The sequence below is a fragment of the Pannus brasiliensis CCIBt3594 genome (assembly GCF_036688125.1).
GTDB classification, from domain to species: domain Bacteria; phylum Cyanobacteriota; class Cyanobacteriia; order Cyanobacteriales; family Microcystaceae; genus Pannus; species Pannus brasiliensis.
This window is the reverse complement of record NZ_JBAFSM010000026.1, coordinates 37,318-57,600: the sequence shown is the minus strand read 5'-3', so window position 1 is coordinate 57,600 and position 20,283 is coordinate 37,318. Positions and strand designations below refer to the sequence as shown.

The following is a 20,283-nucleotide window of genomic DNA, read 5'->3' as shown; positions in this document are numbered from 1 at the left end:
CATTTTTTAGTTGGATTTGACTTTCGAGCCTCGCTTTTTCTGAAAGTCCGCTGACTATCTAGTGTACAGGCGCGAAAGTCTACTTTTTTAATCTCTCCCGCATAACGGAAGAGACTCGGGAAAATCCGGGGAGCGATCGAGCTTCTATGTTAGCCTTGAATATTGGTGAAGAATAGACACGGCCAATACAGATGGATTTTTTACTCGAAATCGGTACGGAAGAACTGCCCGCGGATTTTGTCGATAGCGCGATCGAACAGTTACGGGAAAAGGTATCCAAGAGTTTAGAAGCGGAATCTTTAACGAGCGCGAGTATAGAGATCTACGGAACCCCGCGTCGTCTGGCCGTGTCGATCGCCGGGCTACCGGGACAACAGGCCGATCGAACCGAGGAAATCAAGGGACCACCGGCGAGTACCGCCTATAAAGACGGAAAACCGACTCCCGCGGCGGAAGGGTTCGCCCGTAAACAGGGAGTCTCGATCGATTCCTTCGTCCTCCGCGACACCGATAAGGGGCAATTCGTCTTTATCGAGAAAAAAATCCCCGGCCGCGCCACCCAAGAAATCCTACAAGAATTAATCCCGCGTTGGATTGGTAAATTAGAAGGCCGGCGCTTTATGCGTTGGGGAGACGGGGATCTGCGTTTTCCCCGACCGATCCGGTGGTTGGTTTCCCTGCTGGACGCGGACGTACTACCGATCGAATTAATCAACGGATCGACCGCGTTACAGGGCGATCGCCTCACCCGCGGCCATCGTATTTTACACCCGGAATCGGCGGCGATCCCCGACGCGAAAGCGTATCTATCTACCCTGCGATCGATTTACGTCGAGGCCGATCCGGGGCAACGTCGGCAATCGATCGAATCTCAGGTCAACGCGTTAGCCGGAGAAATCGGCGGGAAAGCCGAAATTTCCGAAGATTTACTCGCCGAAGTGACCAATTTAGTCGAGTATCCCACGGCGATCGTCGGTAAGTTCGACGATGAATTTCTGGAGTTACCCCCGGAAGTGATCATCACCGTGATGGTGACGCATCAACGCTATTTTGCCGTGAAAACGAGCGAGGGGTTATCCGCTTCCTTTATCGCCATTTCTAACGGCGATCCCGCTAAAAAAGCGATCATTTCGGCGGGAAATGAGCGAGTTATCCGGGCGAGACTGGCGGACGCGCGCTTTTTCTACCAGGCCGATCGAGATGAACCGTTAGAGAGTTTCCTACCCCAGTTAGAGACGGTGACGTTTCAGGAGGAACTGGGGACGATGCGCGATAAGGTCGATCGGATCATGGAGATCGCGGGATCGATCGCCGACCAGTTACGTCTCGATGAAAAACAGCGATCGGATGTAGAATCCACCGCCATGCTGTGTAAAGCGGATCTCGTCACCCAAATGGTCTACGAATTCCCCGAATTACAGGGCGTGATGGGGGAAAAATACGCCCTCGCCAGCGGGGAACCGGAAATCGTCGCGCGCGGGATTTTCGAGCATTATTTACCGCGGGGCGCGGGGGACGTGTACCCCTCGACGATCACCGGTCGCGTGGTCGGTATCGCCGATCGACTCGATACATTAGTCGGAATTTTCGGCTTAGGGATGATCCCGACCGGTTCTTCCGATCCTTTCGCCCTCCGACGCGCCGCCAACGCGATTATCGGCATCACCTGGGACGCGGGCCTGGCGATCGATCTCGCGGCGTTAATCGACCAAACCGCGACCGATTTCGTCACCGCGCATCCCGACAAGGAATCCCCCGCGCCCGCGATTTATAGCTTCTTCCAGCAACGGCTAGAAACGCTGTTAGCGGACGAGTTAAGTATCGATCGAGACCTAGTAAAAGCGGTTGTCGGCGAAAATGACCCGGAATACGCGCGCCGGGCCTTACAGGATTTACTGGACACGCGAGATCGGGCCTTGTTCCTGTCCGCGATCCGCGAGGATGGACGATTGGAAACCATTTACGAGACGGTGAATCGATCGACCCGTCTCGCGGAGAAAGGGGATCTCGATACGATCACTCTCGATCCGACGGGATTGGTAGAGCCGGGTTTATTCGAGAAGTCTTCCGAGGGCGCGTTTTACAACGAGATCGTCTTCTTGGTTCCCGAAACCCGCGCCGCGCGCGCCGAACGCGATTATCAGCGTCTCGTGTCCGGATTGGCGAAAATCGCGCCGGTGGTGGCGGAATTTTTCGACGGCGAGAATAGTGTGCTGGTGATGGCGGAAGATGCCGATATCCGTCGGAATCGTCTGAATCTCCTCGGTTTACTGCGGAATCACGCGCGGGTTCTGGCGGACTTCGGGGCGATCGTCAAGGGGTAAGCTGGAGTCAATCGGAGGGTTCGGGGAATGAGTTCGATCGCGATCGATAATCTGCCTCCCGAAGTGATCGATCGGTTGCAAATCCTGGCCGATCGACACGAATTATCCCGAATTAGTTCAGATACGGAATATCGTCTACCGTTTATCGGTACACTTTACCGGTTAATGGGAGGCGTAGTATTCTGGAATTAGAGGGATCGGGTAAAGAAATTTGGCAAGCGATCGACACGCGAGAATATATTAATCGAGAACGCGATTCATGGATTCAGGGAGAAAATCGATAAAATAGGAACGGGCCGATCGCTATCGTCACGAGAACGAAAATCCAGACCCGTCCCGCGAGAAGATTGTAATCCGCGAACAGTTTTCCCCACGGATGTCCCGCGATGTAGTGACCGAATAAAAACTCGAACGTTACCGTTAATAATAACCAGATCGCGCCGACAGCGATCGCCTGTCCGGCCGATTCCAAACCCCACAGACGGGTCAGAAACCAGATATAGACACTGAAGAGAACAATTCCCGTAACGGTCGAGATCTGGTGGGCGCGTAACTCGTGGAAATATTTTCCGTAGGTGGTCTCTCGTAGGATACCGTTGAGAATTCCGATAAAGATCATCGGTATCCATGCCAGAAGGTAGCGAGCGATCATGGTTTTTTCCCTCCACTCGTTTCGTTCGATCGTGATCGAGTTTCCCACCTAGCGGATCGCCGAATGATTAACGTTCCACGCGGAGTTTGTTGACCAACTCCGTCAATTTATCGGCGGAAGCGGCGGAGATGAAATCCAATTTAAACTGTTGTCCCTTAGCCATATATTCGGCGTAGTCGGAACGCAAGTAAGGACGGAATTGTTCATTTCCGACGAGATGCACCTCGAAAAAGGATACTAACAGCGCGCCCGCGTATTCACCGATTAAGTTTTGACTCGGTAACGTTAATTCGGCCACGGAATCGAGGGTTTTCTCGATGCCCGGATCGAGTTTGGTAAAATTAACGTGAGCCTGTCCCTCGACCATCGCCAGATATTTATCCGGCGCTTTTAACCAGGTAAAAGGAATCGCCTGCTCGAAAATCGGATTAGCGGCGGGATCGTAACTCCCCGAACCCAAGAGAATGGGAATGGTAATTTTTTCCAGTCCTTTCTGTCCGAAAATACTACGGTTCACCGGGTTGGCGGCGAAGACGGCTTTGACTCGATCGTCGCGGAAATTATACACTTGACGGGGCAATTCTAGGGCGCGACATTCGAGAAGAATCGCGATATTCAAACCGAAGTAAGGACGGTTACAATCTTGTTCTAAATTCTCGAAATCGATCTGCGCTCCGGCGATCGCTATGGCCGTGTATCCGCCGAAAGAATGTCCCCCGACTCCCACGTTCGTTAAATCTAGTTTCCCTCCGAATTGATTCGCATTTCTTCTTTCTAATTCATCGATGACGAAACTGATATCCTTGGGTCGATTGATAAATTCATCGCGATCGAAAATATTTCGATTATATCCCGCGAGCATCCCTTTTAGATAGAGCGTATCGCTCCCGATATGTTGCGGCGCGGCGACGACAAATCCGTAGGAGGCCAGATGTTCGAGCGCGGTGGCGAAATCTTCCGGCCGGGAGGCTAAACCGTGGGAGAAAACAACGACCGGGGTTTTACCAGGGCGCGCTGTTTTCGGGATATAAACATCGACGTAAAAACTCCGATTCCGGCTACTATCGGTTAGGTTCCAAGTCTCTTTGCGAACCTCGAATTGTCCCCGTTGGCGGAGATCCGGCAGGGTGGCGAAATCGATCGGGGGTTTGACCGCGGCCGCTTCTTCCGCCGTCCAGGCGCGCATATTTTTCGTGAAAGTTTCCGCTACATAAACGGCGTAATCGATCGCTTCCGCCAAGCCTAGAACTAATTCCCCCTCGATCTGCATATTCGTCGGGAATTTTTTCAGGACATTTAATAAGGTTAATCCCTCCTTATCGAAAGCGGCGCTAACGATCGCCCCCCGGAGCGCGTATTTCCCGTTGATCCCCCCTTGAATGGTGATTCCTTTCCCCAAGCGGTAGAGCATAGCCGCTCCCATCTCGCTATTAAAAAAGCGAGAAATTAAAACGGGATCTATGTCAACTTTTCTTACTAAAAGTTTTCGGAATTCTTCTCTTTCTTCGGGAGTCGCGAACGAGAGATAGGTTCGCAGGGAAGGATCGATCTTACCCTCGCGGGCGAAGGCTTCTAGAGAGGCGACCGGCAGGGAAAAATTGAAGGGAGTGTAAACAAAATCGATTTCCTCCGCCGCTCTGAGCGGGAGGGCGGTGAGACCGGCCAGTAAAGTACCGAAGAGAAAGGAAGTGGCTCTACGGAATCCTTTTTTTCGGAAAATCGGAAAACGGAAGGGTAATTGACTCATTGGCGAAAGTAGGGGGGTAAAGTGAGTATCCGGGCCGTGGTTAGTTCTTGGCGAGCGTCGATCGGTTCTTTAAAAATGAAAGGTAGCGGCGAGAAAGGGGCCGTTAAAGTTTTCCGTGAAGCCGAACGCGTTATCGCCACTGCCGTTTTTATACTCGATGCCGTAGAAACGGTAGGCGAGTTGCAGGGAGATTTTGCGGTTAACCCACCAATCCATTCCGAAGAGGAAATTCCAACTGAAATCCGTCTCCCCGGCCAGCCCGAAACCGGAAGCGTCGCCCCGAAGCCACAGGGTGATCGGGTCGGACACCTGTACCCCGAATTTACCACCGAGGAGGGGTTCAAACCAAGTTCTCCCCTGATTAAAACTCTGTTGGAAGGTTTGGGTGGAGTTGACGAGGGTACTGGATAATTGTACCGTAAGCGTTTGATCGATATTGATACTGAGGCTATTGAGACGAACGCCCGCGTAGGGTTGGAACCAAATTAAAGGAAAAGCTCGATTAGACGGTTTTTCGGGCAGTTCTTGACTCATCGGATCGCCGATGTGGTAACTGACGGCGAAATCGTAGATCCCCTGATCGAATTGTAGGTCGGTCTCGGACTCGGCGGAGAGTTGTTGTAACTCTCGATTTTCCGCGAATTCTTGAAGCTGTTTCAGTCTTTGAACGATCGAATCGATCGATTCACGGGCGTTCTGAATTTTTTCTTCCAGTTGTTTGAGCGGTTCGCTATCTTTTAGCTGTTGTAACTCTTGAATTTTCGCTTGCAGTTGCTGGAGTGGTTCACTATCTTTTAATTGTTGTAATTCTTGAACTTTCGCTTCCAGCTTTTGGAGAGCTTCGCTATCTTTTTGTTGTCGTAACTCTTGAATCTTCTCTTCCAACTGTTGGAGCGGCTCACTATCTTTTAGCTGTCGTAACTCTTGAATCTTCGCTTGTAGTTGCTGGATCGGCTCGCTATCTTTTACCTCCCGTAATTCTTGAATTTTCTCCTGTCCTCTAGCCAGAGTTTCTTGGATTTCCGAGAGCTTTTGTTTAAACTCATTTAAATTTCCTATCCGCTCACCAAAAGATCCTTCTTTCGGTAATTCCTGTAATTTATCTTGTAACTCGCGAAGATCTTTAATATCGATATTATCCCGAATCTCGCCTATATCCACCGCGGGGAGATCTTGAATTTTTACGACCAGATCTTGTAAGGTATTTTCTCGTTCGGACAATTGGACTCGAAGACTGTCAAGCTCCGTCTTAAATTGAGTTAACTGTTCGGCTTTTCGATCGACCTCTTCCCGAACCTCCTGTCGAATTCCTTCGAGGGTGGTTTTCAGTTCGCGCAGTCGATCGATTTTCGGAACCACCTCTTCTTGAAAACGTTCCCGAGCGTTGTCGATCGCCGCTTCGAGTTCGCGTAATTGTTCCGCCTTTCGAGTGACCTCTTCCCGTACACTCTCCCGCTTATCCGCGGCCGCCGTTTGTAATTGGCTTAATTGTTCGGCTTTACGGGCGAGATCCTCCCGTAACTCCCGAACTTTGTTTTCAGCTTCTTGAAAGGCCGCGCCTTCTTGTAATCCTTGAATCGTGTCGGTCGCCCGAGAGATCCCTTCGAGTCCATCGATCGCTTTTTGAATTCTCCCGTTCGCGTCCCGACTCAGTAACCAATTTAAGGCATCGATAAAATTCGGTTCTCGAACCCTCGTCCGTTGTAGGTCGATCACGTTTTTTAAACTGGCGTAATAGCCGTCGAAAATCAAACCGAAACGACCGTTCCACGCTTCCACGCGCGCGCTACCCGTCACCCGGAGCGAGTCTAATAGCTCTCCGAGATCGAGATGGTAATTCACGGTACGCCCTCTTGCCGTCGCGCTTCCGTAGGTATTGATCGGAACGGTAACGTAGGGCTGGAAATTAATCCGCCAGCCTTCCGCTTTCTTCGGTTCGGGAGTCGGCGTTGGCTCGATCGGGGTTTCTGTCGGGGCGGGTTCCGTCGGTGGGGTCGTTTGAACTACCGGATCTCCCACTCCCGCGAGATCTCCGGCACAAGCGCTATCGGGCCTTTCCAAAACGGTCGCGTTCGATTCTGGAAAGGTCGGGGAAACGGTGTTGGTCAGGGGGGTGAACCTCTCGCAGAAGGAAGGCGGGACGGGCGCGGGATCGATCGCTTTTCCGCCGTCGATCGGTTCGGCGAGCGCGCCGGGGACGAGAAAGGATAAACCGAGTACAGTCCCGATCGGAAAGCTGTATTTCGAGAATGGCATGATTTTTTCACTCCTCACAAGGATCGATCGCCCAATTTTAGGGATAGATTTTATCGATAACAACCGACGACGGAAGCCGTATAGGTATTCCCGAAATAATTCACGCCGCCGATAAACAGATTGACCTGATAGGGTTCATCGCCCGGTCGATTTTCGGCTTTAATCACGAGCGGCTGTCCGGGTTGGAGTCGCGCGCCCGCGGTATTGAAGAATTCCCCGGTGGTTCCATCGTTGTATTTCAAATACATTTTGATGTCGAAAGAACCCCCACCGGGCGCGGTAATCGTCGCCACGAAACGATCGAACCGACGATCGGTCGGTACCGCCCAATCGGTATTCCAATTATTGCGGGTGATGTCGATGCCGAGAGGACTCGGGATCGTCGGTTGCGAGACCGATTTCGTTACCTCGCTCCCCTGACCGCCGAGTACGGGAAGCGGGATACAGGTTTCCGCTCGCGCGAGGAGGTTCGGGTTCGGCCATAGGGAAATCAGGGTCAGGAAACCGATCGGGAGAGAAAAATTTAACATCGTTTACAGGGGGTAGAAAGACGGGGTTGTAACCGTGTGTCGGAGGGTGGCGATCGGACGTGGTTTTGACGGGGGCGAAACTACGGCAACGGTTCCCGTCGGCTCAGAGGGGGAACAATATCCTGACCAAGACGACGGTAGCGATCGCGGTCAGTAGGAGCAGAGGCAGACCGACCTTCACGTAATCCCCGAAGGTATAGCCCCCCGGCTCCATGACCAACATATTCGCCGGCGCGGATACGGGGGTAACGTAGGAGGCGGAACAGGCGATCGCCACCGTCATCGCGAAGGCCTGGGGCGAGACGTGTAAAGCGTCCGCGGCCTCGATGGCGATCGGGGCGATCAGAACCGCGGTCACGGAATTGGAGATAAACAAACCGACCAGCGCGGTAATCAGGAACACCGCGCCGAGCATCCAGATCGCGTCGAGGGAACCTAACGCCTTGACCAATCCATTGGCCATTAGGGTGGTCGCGCCCGTTTTCGAGAGCGCCGTGGCGAGGGGAAGCATTCCGGCGATCAGCACCAGCGTTTTCCAACTAATCGCCCGATAGAGATTATCTAGACGGACACAACCGCCAGCGACCATCGCCAACGCGGCGATCAGGGCCGCCGCCGCGTTGGGCAGGGATTGGAAGACCATGATCGCGACCATCACGAGCAGAATCGCCACGGCGATCGGGGCCCGACCGCGGGCCGGTAATCGCTCTCGATATTCCGCGGGCAGGTTCAGGATCACGAAGTTATCGCGCTCGTCCCGCAGGCGATCGATATCTTCCCACCGGCCGCCCACCAGCAGGGTATCGCCGAAATCGAGAACTTGCCCCCGTAGATTATCGATCAGGGGACGGCCGCGATGGCGGAGCGCCAGTACGCTCAAACGGTAGCGCGAGCGGATTTCTAGCTCGCTCAGGGGTTTGCCGATCGCCTTCGATTCCGGGGATAGCATCACCTCGGCCACGCCCATATCCTGTAGTGCCTCTTGGCGTTGTCGCTCGTCGAGCGATCCCACCTCCCGACACCCGTAATCGTCGCGCAGTTCCGGCAATCGTTCCCCGCCGACGAGGGTAAAGATAATATCGTCAGCCTCGAAGATCGTTTCCGGAAGAGCGGGAGAAAACTCGGTTTTGATCGGCCGGTGTTTTTCAAAACCCACGAGAACGAGTCCGAAACGATCGCGTAGGAGGGGTTGCATTTCGGCCACCGAATGACCGACGAGGGACGAGCCGGCCGGGACAGATAACCGATGCCAACGGTTTTCGAGATCGTAGGAGGCGATCGTGTCGGTCACTTTCAGCGACCCGTCCCCCGCGTCTTCTTCCGAACGTTGCCGGCTCAACAGGTCGCGTCCGATCGATAGCGTGAACAGGATACTAATCGCTAACACGACGATCCCGATGGGGGCCCAACTGAAAAAACCGAGGGGGGTCGCCCCGCGTTCTCGCAGGATATTCTCGATGATGATGTTGGAGGAGGAGGCGATCAGGGTCATCATGCCACTGATCGTCACCGCGATACAGAGCGGCATCAACATCCGTTTCCGGTTTAACCCGGTCTTGTTGGCGATCGTCAGGACGACCGGGATCAGCATCGCGGCCAGTGCCGAGGAACTCAGTACCGCGCCGACCGATCCCGCGAGGAGCATGATCAACACGACCAGCCGCGTCTCGTTCTTCCCGCCCACCTTGACCACGGCCTCGCCCAACCGTTGCGCGACCCCGGTATTGACCAATCCCTCGCTGACGATGAAAACCGCGGCGATCAGGATCACCACCGGCGAACCGAAACCCGCCAACGCCTCGCCAGGTGTGAGGATACCGCTCACCATCAGCGCCAGCACCACGAGAAGCGCGACGATATCGGCCCGCGGGCGACCCCACGCGAAAAGTCCGACCGCGACGGCCAGTATGCCGAAGACAATGAGCATCCTTTCTGTTATCACTTTTTTACTCCCCGAACCACCGGTCGGATTCTGTTATCATCTCGCCCGAAAACATCGCGTTTCCCGTTCGGGCGATCGAACGGTTTTCCCGATAGCGATCGCCCCGATTTTTCCCTCGTTTACCCTTGCGGGGGCGCGGAGGGGGGGCGCATCGGTTGTGACATACAGGCTTCTAGCTGTTGTTTCTGCGCGGGGCTAAGAATCTGACCGATCTGGATTAATCTTTGGGCTTTGGTCAGATTCGGTTGTTTTTTGATCGCCTCGATCGCCTGTATCTGAGCCACCTGAACGGTCAGTTGACTCACGCAATACTCTAATTGTTCTTTATCGGCATCCTGCCCGCCCTGTTGCGCTCCCGCGATCCGGGTCGTTACCTGGAGCGAGAGGCCGGAAAGCAGGACGAGAGCGGTTAGAATGTGCTGGATGTTTTTCATGGAAAATTCCTCCGAATTAAGTGATAGAGAAAATCGTGAGAGGGAGTGAGAGGAAATCTACTGCCGGGCCATGAGGATTCTCATCCGCTCCTCGGGGTCGATAAAGTGGTCGTGATCGTCCTCGCCCACGTCTAACTGAACCCAGCCGATTTTTCCGGTGAAACGGCTCGTTTTCGAGGTATATTCCGACGATACGGGCGTACCGGACTCGTAACCGATATCCGTCGTCTCGTCCGCGGAGAAAATAAAAGCCTGAGTTCGTTCTACCCGACCCGTTCCCACCGGTTGACCGTCATAGTACAGGGTGACATCGCCCCCCCGTCCGAGTCCGCCGCCGTCGTAGGCGAATTCCATCCGAACCTGATGTTTCCCCGCCGGGATCGTCTCCGTCGCCTCGGTCACGAAACTTTGAATTCCCAGCACGTTATAGACGAACTTGGCTTTTCCCTCGTGGGTGTACACGCTCCAACCGCCGAACCGACCGCCCTGGGCGATAATCACCCCTTCCGCGCCTTCCGGGGGAATTTCCAACTCCGCCGTCACCGAAAAGGACTTGTTTTTAATATTGATCACGGAATTTTCCGACAATCGCCCCATTCCCGCGAAGAACGATTGCGAGTTCCCCCGCGCGAGGGTAGGACGGCCGGCGATCGCCGGATCGCACCGTTCCACCTGGCGATCGTCGAGCGGGAGTACATTATACTTAACCGCCTCGATCAGAAATTGTCTCTGCAACTCGTGCAATTTTTCCGGCATTTCCCGCGAGAGATCGTTCGCCTGCGTCCAGTCCTTACTGCCGTCGTACAGTTCCCACACGTCCTCGTCGAAAGGAAGCATTTTCTGGCCGGTCATCACCCAGGGGGTGCGGTGCTTGGTAATCGCGCTCCAACCCTTGTAATAGATGCCCCGGTTGCCGAACATCTCGAAATACTGCACGTCGTGCCGTTCTGGTGCGTCCTTATCGGTAAAGGTATACACCATACTCGTCCCCTCGTAGGGACTCTGTAGGACACCGTTTACCATCGTCGGTTCGGGAATGTTCGCCACTTCCAACACCGTCGGGGCTACATCGATAACGTGGCAGAATTGCGATCGAATCCCGCCTTTTTCGGAAATCATCTTCGGATAGCGGACGATCGTGCCGTTGCGGGTTCCGCCCCAGTGCGAGGCCACCTGTTTCGTCCACTGGTAGGGAGCGCTCATCGCCCAGGCCCAACCGACCGCGTAATGATTGTAGGATTCGGGAGAGCCGAATTCATCCAGTTTCGAGAGCAGGAATTCGGGAGTCTCTAAAGCCGCCAACCCGTTGAAATTGGCCATCTCGTTAAACGCGCCCTGAAGCGTTCCCTCGGCGGACGCACCGTTATCGCCGACGATGACGTAAATCAGCGTATCGTCGAGAATCTGGAGATTTTCTAGTGCCTCGATCACCCGGCCGACCTGATAATCGGTGTGTTCCAGAAACGCGGCGTAGACCTCCATCTGGCGCTCTAATACCGGCTGAAGGCGCGGGTCCATTTCCTCCCACGCGGGGATCTCGGCGTGGCGCGGGGTAAGTTCGGCGTTTTCGGGAATCACGCCCAATTCTTTCTGTTTGGCGAAGGTAATTTCCCGCTGACGATCCCAACCGTGGGCGAATTTTCCTTTGTACTTGTCGATCCACTCTTTCGGGACGTGGTGGGGCGCGTGGGTGGCGCCGGGCGCGAAGTACATAAAGAAGGGCTTATCGGACATGAGGGCTTTCTGCTGGCTAACCCAGGCGATCGCGCGATCGGCGAGATCTTCCGTTAAATGGTAGCCTTCCTCCGGGGTTTTCGGCGGTTCGATCGCCGTGGTTCCCTCGTACAGGGCCGGGTCCCACTGGTTATTCTCCCCGCCGATAAAGCCGTAGAAATATTCAAACCCCCCGCCACCGGTCGGCCACGCGTCGAACGGGCCGAGCGGGCTAGTCTGCCACACCGGAACCTCGTGGCACTTCCCGAACTGAGCCGTCGAGTAGCCGTTCAACTTCAGGGTTAACGCGAGGGGGGCTTTCGTGTTGGGTCGGACGGAATTCTGTCCCGGGGCGGATGTGGCGGTCTCGGTGATATTGCCCATCCCCACCGAGTGATGGTTCCGTCCGCTGAGTAGGGCGGCGCGGGTCGGAGCGCAGAGGGCCGTGGTGTGAAATCGGGTGTATTTCAGTCCTTCCGACGCTAATCTCTCGAAAGTGGGGGTATTACACGGGCCGCCGAAGGCGCTGGAAGCCCCGAAACCCACGTCATCGAGGAGAACGATGAGAACGTTGGGCGCGCCGGCCGGCGGTCGTATATCCCGGATCGGGGGAAAGTGAGTGTCGGGGTGCTTCGCGTCGTAGGTGGTGAGACCGAAGCGCGTTACATCGGGAATCGGTAGAATCTGGCGTTGGATCGGCTGGTTCGGGGACATGATCGGTTTTTTCAAATAATTTTTTAGGGAATAGGATGGGCGATCGATAACGGGTTAATTCACTCGCTCCACCGCGGGCGGTTGCCAGGTACCGTCGAGAATCGAGGGGTCTTTCTCGTCGGGCCAGTACATTCTCAGCATGAGCTTGAAATCTCCCGCGGGCGCGGGCAACCAGTTCGCTTCCCTGTCTTTCCCCGGCGACTCATTCTGGACGTAAATATCGAGCGAACCATCCGGGTTGTACTTGAGATTATTCCGGGGACTCACGGTGTATTTATTTAACGGATTATTCACGAAGAAAAAGTCGGCATCGTACATCGTTAACGACCAAAAACCGCAAACCGGTGGGGTTTGCCCCTCGGGAAAACGCAGGACGTAACGATTCGACCCGTTGAGTTTTTGTCCCGCGTTATCCGTGGTGGTTAGCGGGTAAACCGCGTCCTGCGGTTTGTTGGCTCCCAACCCGATCGCCGTGATAAACGCCCTCTGGAGATAATCCGTTCCGTATTCGCCCATATCGAGGGAAACGATCCACCCGTTCACCACTTTCATTCCCCCTTCTTTCTGGTGCGCCATAATTTTCCCGATCGCCGTTTTCGGGACGTTCGGAAGCGCTTGAACAACGGTCGGGGATAATCCGCTCGCGTTGAATTTTTGACCCGGCACGATGCCGATTTTCGCCATTCTTTGAACGATCGGCGCGTCGGCGGCGGACGGGGGATTTTCGGCGAGTAGATCGGCGAGTAGAGAGAAATAGGCTGAGGGAGAGAGGGCGTGTACTTGCTCGCGAACGGGGGTTTTCCCATCGATCGCCGGATCGATCGTACCGTTAGGAGGTGTATAGGGTTTACCGTGGGCGCTCAGGGGAACGAGTTGGTATTGTGCCTGTAAATCGTGAACCGCTCGGTAATCTTCGGGAGTACCGGAGGAGTAGGTACGGCCGAGAATCCAGACCAGCGCGGTGGGGAATTTAATCTCGGTGACACCGGACGGCAGGGTTCCCCGCCAACCCGGCCCGGTGATCGCGTATTTCTGCGCTTTTTCCCCGGTGGTACGCGCGCCGGGTACGGCGATCACGTCCGTCCAGGCCGAGAGCATGGGCATGAGAAAATAACGCCCGTTCATGTCGGGAAGACTAAAGATATAGGGTTCCCGCGATACGTCTAGCCAAGCGGTAGAGTATAGCGTATCGGCGTTCGGGGCGGTCACATCGCGAAAAGAGGCACTCGGATAGGTTTTCGCGTTATAAAACTGTCCCATCGGGGCGTGATTGTTTTCGGGAGTGACGGTGTTGGTCATGACCCGTCGGGTTATTTCCATCGTGATGAGGGGATAACCGTAGATGTAGGCTTCTTCGGCGATCTCGATCGCCTCTCGATCGGGGGAATTAATCGGTTCGAGCGGAGAGGTCGGGGGATTCGGGTCATTCATAGCACTACCTAATAGAAATCAAGAGACGATCGAGGCGGTTCAACCGAGAAGGTTCCTACTGTTCAACGGGAATTTTCGGGGCAGTATCGGCCGATTTCCGGTAACCGGGGATTCGAGCGCGAGGAAAGTGTTTCCAGAATTCGAGGGGTTCCATTCGTTACGCGAGGGAAAAAGCGGCGATCGCTACCGGAAGTCCGGTCATCACTCGTTCACCTCGGAAGCCGGAACCTGTACCGAGAAATCACCGCATTGTAGGGAGAGTTTCGTGGGATTGTTGAAATCGGTTCCCCGTACCAGTTGGGGATCGGCGGGGCGAGCCTGTCCGGGGGTGGTACTCTGACAGATGATCGTCGTGATTTTCGGGTCTTGGTTCGGGGTGATGAACGCCGCTCCCACGTAGGCTTTTAGCTGGCCGGACACGGGCGATCGGGCCGGGATGACGTAGCTATAGGCGGCCTCCGAGGTGGTACGAACGGCGTAGTTAAACGTATCCGGTAACGTCACCCCGAAATCCTGTTGAATACTGTCAACTTTGGCGCGGAAGTTGCCATTATTCTGATAGTAGGTACGCTGTCCCTCGGTCATCTTGGCGACGGCTTGTAGGGCGGCATTCTGGTCCCGATCGACCGGACTTCCCGCCTGGCTAATTAAATCAGCCCCCGCGCCGTTGGCGGCGATCGATAAAGCGATGAGAGAAAAAAAAGAAGACGGCAAAAGTCGGAACATATGGTCAGTTATCGAAGGTGGTCAAAAGTAGGGGGAGACGATCGAGATCGATCGCTCCCCGACAAGAATTAGGGAGCGGTCACGACCCGATAGTAAACCCCGTTCGCTCCGTAGGCTGGACTTAACCAAGCCGTACCGCAACGGTAATAACTAACGCTCGCGACCGGATTATAAACGCATCCCGCGGGTAGGGTTCCGTAGATCGCGCCGATCGAGTACGCGTTCGCCGTTTCGGTTCCCGCGACGAATCCCGCGTTATACGCGTTCGCTTGATTCGCGCCCGCGGCGGCCGTTCCTAACGCGACTCCCGTGGCCACCGCGCCCGCGGCCGCCCAACCGCCGCAGTTATAACACCCGGAACCGTAGTAACTATTCACGACCGTCGGGGGATGATAGGTCGCGTAGGTTCCCCCGTAATACGCGCCGTGATAGCCGTAAACGGACGTTCCGTAAGCGGAAGTCCCGTGCCAGTAGCCATCGCCCCCGGACGCGGAACCGCCGCGATAACCGTCGGCGCTCCAGGAACCATCGCCCCCGGAGGCCGTAGACCCGCGAAAGCCGGTACCGCTCCAAGAACCGTCGCCCCCGGACGCGGAACCGCCGCGATAACCGTCGGCGCTCCAGGAACCATCGCCCCCGGAGGCCGTAGACCCGCGAAAGCCGGTACCGCTCCAAGAACCGTCGCCCCCGGACGCGGAACCGCCGCGATAACCGTCAGCGCTCCAAGAGCCATCCCCCCCGGAGGCAGTACCCCGATAGCCGGAAGCGCTCCAAGATCCCCCCCCGGCGTGAAAGTAAGCGAGCGAGGGAGAAGCGGAAAGACAAATACCGGCGAGAAGACCGGTTAAACTGAACGCGAGCGTTTTCACGATCGAAACCCTCCTAACCCTGAACATTCTGAAAACCTCAAATTTTCTTAATCGAGAATTTGTCGGATAATTGGCTATTTAAAGAGCTTTTTAAAACATTTTTCGGGAATTTCCCTCCTGCCTCCTGACTCCTGACTCCTAATTCCTGTCTCCTTTGCGCGGGGGAGGGGCCATCGGTTCGGGTCGGGCGAAGGGAATCGGTTTCGCGTCGTTCGGATTGGAGAAAGTGAAAGCATCCGGCGCGAGGGGGATATTTAGTTTCCAGTTATCGAAGGCTACCTGATGGCGGAGTCGGGCGGGATCGTCGCGGTAAACGGCGCGGATCATCCGGGGCAGTTTATCCTCGGCCCCGATCCAGATCTGGGCGAATACCTTGTCGTTGGCGATCGCTATCATGTCCGTGGTCGTCCCGCCGATCGCCCGCGATTGCCCGATATAGAAAGCGTGGGTCAATCCCGGCGCGATATCCCGGTAGGGATCGGCGACCACCACATCGGTAAAGGGAAAATAAATCGCGGCGGAGTCGTGGGCGAGTTTTAAGGCCGCGTCGATCGTCGGCGGCGCTTTGGCTACGGCGACGAGGTTTTCCATCGGCGAGTAGGCGGTGATGGTTTTGCCGTTGTAGTAGAACTCGTTGGCCTGTCCGTCTCCGGGGCTGATCACCCGTAATTTATCCGGGCGCTGTAGGGTGACATCGGCGATCGTCGTGTACACGAGGGGCGGGCCGATGCGACTGGGACTCTCGTAGGTGGCGATCGTCGTGAACGACATCGATCGGGCGGCCCTCAATCGATCGCTCATCGCCTTGAGAAGATCGATCGCCCGCGGTTCGAGTTTCTCCTCGGCCCGCGGTTCGGGGTTCGCTCTCGGTTGTGCCGTCGCCCGCGGTAGGATCGCGATCGAACTCAGGCAGACCAGCGTTACCAGGAAGAATAGTTTCGGGAAATTCATGTCGATTCGATCGAGCGCGGGAGCGAGGCGGAAACCAGGGGATCTCTCGATCGGGCGCGCGTCGGTTTTCCGGGGGAACCGAATCCCGATCGAACTACTTTTCGCGAAAAAGAATCCTTTCATCGCTCGCTCTCGATACTGGTAAATGAGGACGGAAACAAGATCGGCTATTCCTCGAACGATACTACTCGTACTGTTTTTCGGATTCAATCTTTAGGTGTATCGCGTTTACCCGATCGCTTCTTACCATTTCGTGCCATCGGCATAAATTGTAACAATATACATCCGAGCGGCATTCAAAATTTTCGCTCGAAATAGGATGCAGGGGCTAGAAGGCGAGAGTTAGGAAGAATAATAAAGATTAAAATGTCTACAATCTGGCTTCAAAAGCGGTTCGTCTTTTTATTCGCTCGATTTTTCAAGTTTTTAGATAGCGAAAAAGGAAGGGGGCGAGAGGTCTAACGGCCCGATCGAACGCCCGCGGAATGAAGCTCCGTTTACGAGCGATCGAACTTTGGAACAAAGGGGAATACAATAACGATCGATCCTACGGAATCGTTTCCCGTTAATTTTTATGAACCCGAAAATCAAGAGAATCGGCCTCGGAATTTTAAGTTGTCTGTTATTACCCACCGGGGCGGGATTCGCTCAGAATCAGTTCCCCGAACCCTTCGCCTATCCCACCCGAAATCAAACCCCGGAACAGCAACAACAAGATCACGCGGCCTGCTCTAGCTGGGCCACGCAACAAACCGGGGTCGATCCGTCCCGATTATCGACCGCTACCACCGCTCAATCCTCCCAACAGGGCGCGGTTGTACGGAGCGCGGGAAGGGGTGCCTTATTGGGAACCGTCGGCGGCGCGATCGGCGGGAATGTCGGGGAAGGCGCGGCGATCGGCGCGGGAGTCGGGGCGTTGGCCGGACTGTTCCGCAAACGGGACGAGGAACAACAAGCGCAACAAGCCCAAGCTCGCGCGAACGCGGCCGAACAACAGCAATTACAGACCTACTATCGCGCCTGGACGGCCTGTATGCAGGGACGGGGTTATACCGTGAATTAGGGAGGCAGGAGTCAGGAGTCAGGAGTCAGGAGTCAGGAGGCAGGAGGCAGGAGGCAGGAGGCAGGAGGCAGGAGGCAGGAGGCAGGAGACAGGAGGCAGGAGACAGGAGACAGGAGGAGAAAAGAGAAAGGAGAACTAGAGAAAATTAAAAGATATAAAATGTGTATTTTTCGTCATTTTATTCTTGAAATCGTGAGTTTCTAGTTGAATTTAACTTTCGAGTCTTACTTCTGTTAGCGTTCGCTGAATCGCCTTGTTCTCAATCCCGAAAAAATCCAAGATTTCCCGATCTCCGCTAACCGAAATCGGGCTACGCTAAAAAGCGAGGTCGGGTGTCTCCCGCTCGTTCCTATCGCGGTTCCGACCGACTCCCATGAAATCTATCCCCCTGGTTCGGGTGAATACGTTTACCCCCTTCCTCGCTTTTCTCGAACGGCTCGGCTCCCCGATCGAGCGTTGGTTAGAGGAGGTAAAAATCTCCCCGTTCGCGCTCGAAGATCCCGAATCGCTGATCCCCCGACATCTCGGTTTCCAGTTCCTGCAAAAAGCCGCCAGGGCCGAGGGGATCGAGAATTTAGGGCTATTGGTGGGACGGGAAACGTCGATCGCCACCCTAGGAAATTTCGGGCGGCTCGTTCACGGGTCTCTCACCCTGTACGACGCGTTAACGACCATTCAAACCCTGATGCCCGTTACCAACTCCGGGGAGATCTACCGGCTCGCGAACGGTGGGGGAATCGAGGGACGGACGCTCGATCGGGCGAGATTTTCGATGTACTATACCGGCGACGATCTTCGCTGTCCCCACGCCGAACAATTCGTCCTCATGCAAATGCTAAGTTTGGTGAATTCGGCAGTGGGAAAAGAATGGCGACCGAGCGCGATCTACCTACAGACCCGCCAACCGAAAACCGTCCTCGATAGCGATTCTTTCGGGGGAATTCCCATCCAGGACGGAGTTGGCTTCACGGCGATCGCTTTTCCCCGTTCTCTGCTGAGTTTGCAACGGCGGACGGCGCTCGATTCCCGCGCCCCGAACAATCCAGATATTTGGAAAGATCTCCACGCTTCCGCTCCCCCTCAAGATCTGCTCGGTTCTTTGGAACGGGCGATCGTCCCGCTCCTGCGGGGAGGCTATCCCGACATCCATCTCGCGGCGGAAATCGCCGGGATGAGCGTTCGCACCTTGCAGAGACGGCTGGAAACGGAGGGATTGACCTATTCCCGTCTTGTCGAGAGGGCGCGTTTGAGGCAGGCGATCCGCTGGTTACAAGATCCTTCCCTCCAATGCCTGGATATCTCGATCGAATTGGGCTACAGCGCGCCCCCGCACTTCACCCGAGCCTTCAAACGGTGGACGGGACTATCCCCGGCGGAATTTCGCCGATATGGTGCTGAAAAACCCGATTTTTTCGCCAATTTCGCCGAACCTACAGTAAGCGGCAACCGCGGGGGAAGCGATTAACGGAATGCCGACTAGGGAAGGGACGCGAGATTATTCTGGATCTGGGATTCGAGAACTCGATCGTTGATTTCCCGGCTCAACGCGAGGGCTTGTTGGAAAGCGTTCCTAGCCGGATCTTTCTGACCGAGCGCCTGATAGACTAATCCGATCGAGTTTAACGTGTTGGCTTCTTTGAGCGTGTCCCCCACTTCCTGATAGATAGCGAGGGATTTCTGATAGTTCGCCAGCGAGGTCTGTAAATCCTGTTTACTCGCGTGGACTAACGCCAGACTATCGAGCGTCGCCGCCTCTCCCAGATTGTTCTGTACCGCTCGATAGGCGATGAGGGCCTGATTATAGGCGTTTAACGCGTCCTCCCGATCGTCCTGGGCTTGGTAAATATAGCCGAGATAGGTTAACGCCCGCGCCTGTCCGAGCGGCTGTTGCAAGTATTGATAGAGACTCAACGCGCGCTGTAGGGCCGAGGTCGCGTCGGGGTATCGGGCCCGCGAGTATTGAATCTGACCGATCGCCAGGAGCGCGTTCGCCTGTCCTAGCGTGTCGTTATTATTGGTCGCTTGAACGAGAGCTTGTTGGGCTTGCTGTAAACGACCGTCCTGACTAGAGGTAATGACGGCGGATTGAGAGAGAACCGGCCGCGGCATTCCGAGAGAGAGGGCGATCGGGAGACAGAATAAGACGAGAGAACGGGGTTTCAGCATTTTTTCTAGAAAGGGCGTTCGGTTTTCACCGGATAGCTATAAGTAGAGAGAGAATCATCGGGAAAGCGGTTATCGCGGGCGATCGGGAAGCGATTGTCGGGGGGAAGAGAGGAAAAATCGCTTTAAATTTCCCGCGCCTAAATACCGATCGATCTCTCGCCAGAGATTGTGTACGAAAAAGACAACCGCCACGAGAAGGGTAATCGCGAGGATGTGAGAGAATCTTTCGGTCTGCGAGAAGCGGGCGATCGCCGCCGGTAAGGCTTTCGTTCCCCGGTAATCCTCGATAAATCCCTCGATTAAAAAAATCACCAACGCGATAACGGTGTATACGGAAGTGCGATACAGGACGGCGAGGTAACGCGGCTTTTCTCCGAGGCGATCGAACTTGAGTACCGCGTCGAGGATGGCGACCGTTTTCGCCGCGATAATCGCGCCGAGGAGGGCTTTCGAGACCACGTTGACATCGATCGAGTATTCTTTGACAAAGAGTTTGATAATCAGGAGTATGTAAGCGAAACTGAGGAAGAAAAAGAGGGTGAGAGGGATTAGCTTTTTGATCTCGTGTTTCAGTGCCTGCATAAATTTTCGGGGTAAGGAGGGTCGGGGAGTTTCCCGCGGGTCGATCGAGAATTTTATCCGTATCTAGAAACTCGATCGCTCGTCGGGAGTGGCTTCGGGAGATTTCGCGGGCGACCGGGGAAACGGGCGATCGCCGAACGACAGACCTCTCAATACTATAAAAGATACGGGCGATCGGGGTAA

At 55.1% G+C, this 20,283-nt stretch carries 17 protein-coding genes; 4 read left to right on the top strand and 13 right to left on the bottom strand.

The genetic code is table 11. From position 1 onward, the window contains the following. The first annotated feature begins 191 nt into the window (after window positions 1-191). Together glyS and V0288_RS14320 are read left to right on the top strand one after the other, a co-directional pair. Window positions 192-2,324, top strand: coding sequence for a glycine--tRNA ligase subunit beta (gene glyS / locus V0288_RS14325; RefSeq protein ID WP_332865799.1), 2,133 nt, complete (start codon window positions 192-194; stop codon window positions 2,322-2,324). Between the two features lie 27 nt (window positions 2,325-2,351). After that, window positions 2,352-2,516 (top strand): hypothetical protein, encoded by a 165-nt coding sequence (locus V0288_RS14320; protein WP_332865798.1) that lies wholly within the window; start codon window positions 2,352-2,354, stop codon window positions 2,514-2,516. 73 nt (window positions 2,517-2,589) lie between these two features. Here the strand turns inward: V0288_RS14320 and V0288_RS14315 are convergent, their stop codons facing one another. The 11 genes from V0288_RS14315 to V0288_RS14265 form a co-directional block, all read right to left on the bottom strand. Then, the gene (locus tag V0288_RS14315) at window positions 2,590-2,976 is read right to left on the bottom strand and encodes a hypothetical protein (protein WP_332865797.1); all 387 of its coding nucleotides are present in this window, start codon (window positions 2,974-2,976) and stop codon (window positions 2,590-2,592) included. A 67-nt stretch (window positions 2,977-3,043) separates the two neighbouring features. Beyond that, window positions 3,044-4,723: an alpha/beta hydrolase gene (locus V0288_RS14310; RefSeq protein ID WP_332865796.1), complete on the bottom strand. Its 1,680-nt coding sequence runs from the start codon at window positions 4,721-4,723 to the stop codon at window positions 3,044-3,046. A 69-nt stretch (window positions 4,724-4,792) separates the two neighbouring features. Then, the gene (locus V0288_RS14305) at window positions 4,793-6,979 is read right to left on the bottom strand and encodes a hypothetical protein (RefSeq protein WP_332865795.1); all 2,187 of its coding nucleotides are present in this window, start codon (window positions 6,977-6,979) and stop codon (window positions 4,793-4,795) included. A gap of 50 nt (window positions 6,980-7,029) precedes the next feature. Continuing rightward, window positions 7,030-7,509: a hypothetical protein gene (locus V0288_RS14300; protein ID WP_332865794.1), complete on the bottom strand. Its 480-nt coding sequence runs from the start codon at window positions 7,507-7,509 to the stop codon at window positions 7,030-7,032. Between the two features lie 103 nt (window positions 7,510-7,612). Beyond that, window positions 7,613-9,436 carry an SLC13 family permease gene (locus tag V0288_RS14295; RefSeq protein WP_332865793.1) on the bottom strand — a complete coding sequence of 608 codons (1,824 nt, stop codon included), beginning with the start codon at window positions 9,434-9,436 and terminating at the stop codon, window positions 7,613-7,615. Window positions 9,437-9,570: 134 nt separating this feature from the next. Beyond that, on the bottom strand, window positions 9,571-9,885 hold the full coding sequence (locus tag V0288_RS14290) for a hypothetical protein (protein WP_332865792.1): 315 nt from the start codon (window positions 9,883-9,885) through the stop codon (window positions 9,571-9,573). Window positions 9,886-9,942: 57 nt separating this feature from the next. Continuing rightward, the gene (locus V0288_RS14285) at window positions 9,943-12,327 is read right to left on the bottom strand and encodes an arylsulfatase (protein WP_332865791.1); all 2,385 of its coding nucleotides are present in this window, start codon (window positions 12,325-12,327) and stop codon (window positions 9,943-9,945) included. A gap of 39 nt (window positions 12,328-12,366) precedes the next feature. Then, window positions 12,367-13,743: a DUF1254 domain-containing protein gene (locus V0288_RS14280; RefSeq protein WP_332865790.1), complete on the bottom strand. Its 1,377-nt coding sequence runs from the start codon at window positions 13,741-13,743 to the stop codon at window positions 12,367-12,369. A 201-nt stretch (window positions 13,744-13,944) separates the two neighbouring features. Then, the gene (locus V0288_RS14275) at window positions 13,945-14,469 is read right to left on the bottom strand and encodes a type IV pilin-like G/H family protein (RefSeq protein ID WP_332865789.1); all 525 of its coding nucleotides are present in this window, start codon (window positions 14,467-14,469) and stop codon (window positions 13,945-13,947) included. Window positions 14,470-14,537: 68 nt separating this feature from the next. Continuing rightward, entirely contained in the window at window positions 14,538-15,338 is an 801-nt protein-coding gene (locus V0288_RS14270; RefSeq protein WP_332865788.1) for a hypothetical protein, read from the bottom strand. Between the two features lie 138 nt (window positions 15,339-15,476). Beyond that, complete coding sequence (locus V0288_RS14265) at window positions 15,477-16,412, bottom strand: DUF2092 domain-containing protein (protein WP_332865787.1); 936 nt, start codon at window positions 16,410-16,412, stop codon at window positions 15,477-15,479. Window positions 16,413-16,863: 451 nt separating this feature from the next. Between V0288_RS14265 and V0288_RS14260 the strand changes: the two genes are divergently transcribed. Then, window positions 16,864-17,352, top strand: coding sequence for a glycine zipper family protein (locus V0288_RS14260; protein WP_332865786.1), 489 nt, complete (start codon window positions 16,864-16,866; stop codon window positions 17,350-17,352). A gap of 373 nt (window positions 17,353-17,725) precedes the next feature. Continuing rightward, on the top strand, window positions 17,726-18,817 hold the full coding sequence (locus V0288_RS14255; RefSeq protein WP_332865785.1) for an AraC family transcriptional regulator: 1,092 nt from the start codon (window positions 17,726-17,728) through the stop codon (window positions 18,815-18,817). An 11-nt stretch (window positions 18,818-18,828) separates the two neighbouring features. On the opposite strand, the gene V0288_RS14250 is transcribed toward V0288_RS14255, so the two are convergent. Both V0288_RS14250 and V0288_RS14245 read right to left on the bottom strand, forming a co-directional pair. Beyond that, window positions 18,829-19,518: a tetratricopeptide repeat protein gene (locus V0288_RS14250; protein ID WP_332865784.1), complete on the bottom strand. Its 690-nt coding sequence runs from the start codon at window positions 19,516-19,518 to the stop codon at window positions 18,829-18,831. A gap of 69 nt (window positions 19,519-19,587) precedes the next feature. Then, complete coding sequence (locus V0288_RS14245; RefSeq protein WP_332865783.1) at window positions 19,588-20,100, bottom strand: hypothetical protein; 513 nt, start codon at window positions 20,098-20,100, stop codon at window positions 19,588-19,590. Window positions 20,101-20,283 lie beyond the last annotated feature (183 nt).

Excerpts from the sequence above, each read along its gene's own strand:
- glyS (WP_332865799.1), top strand. The coding sequence starts at position 192 with ATGGATTTTTTACTCGAAATCGGTACGGAAGAACTGCCCGCGGATTTT.
- V0288_RS14320 (WP_332865798.1), top strand. The coding sequence starts at position 2,352 with ATGAGTTCGATCGCGATCGATAATCTGCCTCCCGAAGTGATCGATCGG.
- V0288_RS14280 (WP_332865790.1), bottom strand. The coding sequence starts at position 13,743 with ATGAATGACCCGAATCCCCCGACCTCTCCGCTCGAACCGATTAATTCC.
- V0288_RS14245 (WP_332865783.1), bottom strand. The coding sequence starts at position 20,100 with ATGCAGGCACTGAAACACGAGATCAAAAAGCTAATCCCTCTCACCCTC.
- V0288_RS14255 (WP_332865785.1), top strand. The coding sequence starts at position 17,726 with ATGAAATCTATCCCCCTGGTTCGGGTGAATACGTTTACCCCCTTCCTC.
- V0288_RS14310 (WP_332865796.1), bottom strand. The coding sequence starts at position 4,723 with ATGAGTCAATTACCCTTCCGTTTTCCGATTTTCCGAAAAAAAGGATTC.
- V0288_RS14290 (WP_332865792.1), bottom strand. The coding sequence starts at position 9,885 with ATGAAAAACATCCAGCACATTCTAACCGCTCTCGTCCTGCTTTCCGGC.
- V0288_RS14250 (WP_332865784.1), bottom strand. The coding sequence starts at position 19,518 with ATGCTGAAACCCCGTTCTCTCGTCTTATTCTGTCTCCCGATCGCCCTC.
- V0288_RS14295 (WP_332865793.1), bottom strand. The coding sequence starts at position 9,436 with ATGCTCATTGTCTTCGGCATACTGGCCGTCGCGGTCGGACTTTTCGCG.
- V0288_RS14265 (WP_332865787.1), bottom strand. The coding sequence starts at position 16,412 with ATGAAAGGATTCTTTTTCGCGAAAAGTAGTTCGATCGGGATTCGGTTC.
- V0288_RS14275 (WP_332865789.1), bottom strand. The coding sequence starts at position 14,469 with ATGTTCCGACTTTTGCCGTCTTCTTTTTTTTCTCTCATCGCTTTATCG.
- V0288_RS14260 (WP_332865786.1), top strand. The coding sequence starts at position 16,864 with ATGAACCCGAAAATCAAGAGAATCGGCCTCGGAATTTTAAGTTGTCTG.
- V0288_RS14305 (WP_332865795.1), bottom strand. The coding sequence starts at position 6,979 with ATGCCATTCTCGAAATACAGCTTTCCGATCGGGACTGTACTCGGTTTA.
- V0288_RS14300 (WP_332865794.1), bottom strand. The coding sequence starts at position 7,509 with ATGTTAAATTTTTCTCTCCCGATCGGTTTCCTGACCCTGATTTCCCTA.
- V0288_RS14315 (WP_332865797.1), bottom strand. The coding sequence starts at position 2,976 with ATGATCGCTCGCTACCTTCTGGCATGGATACCGATGATCTTTATCGGA.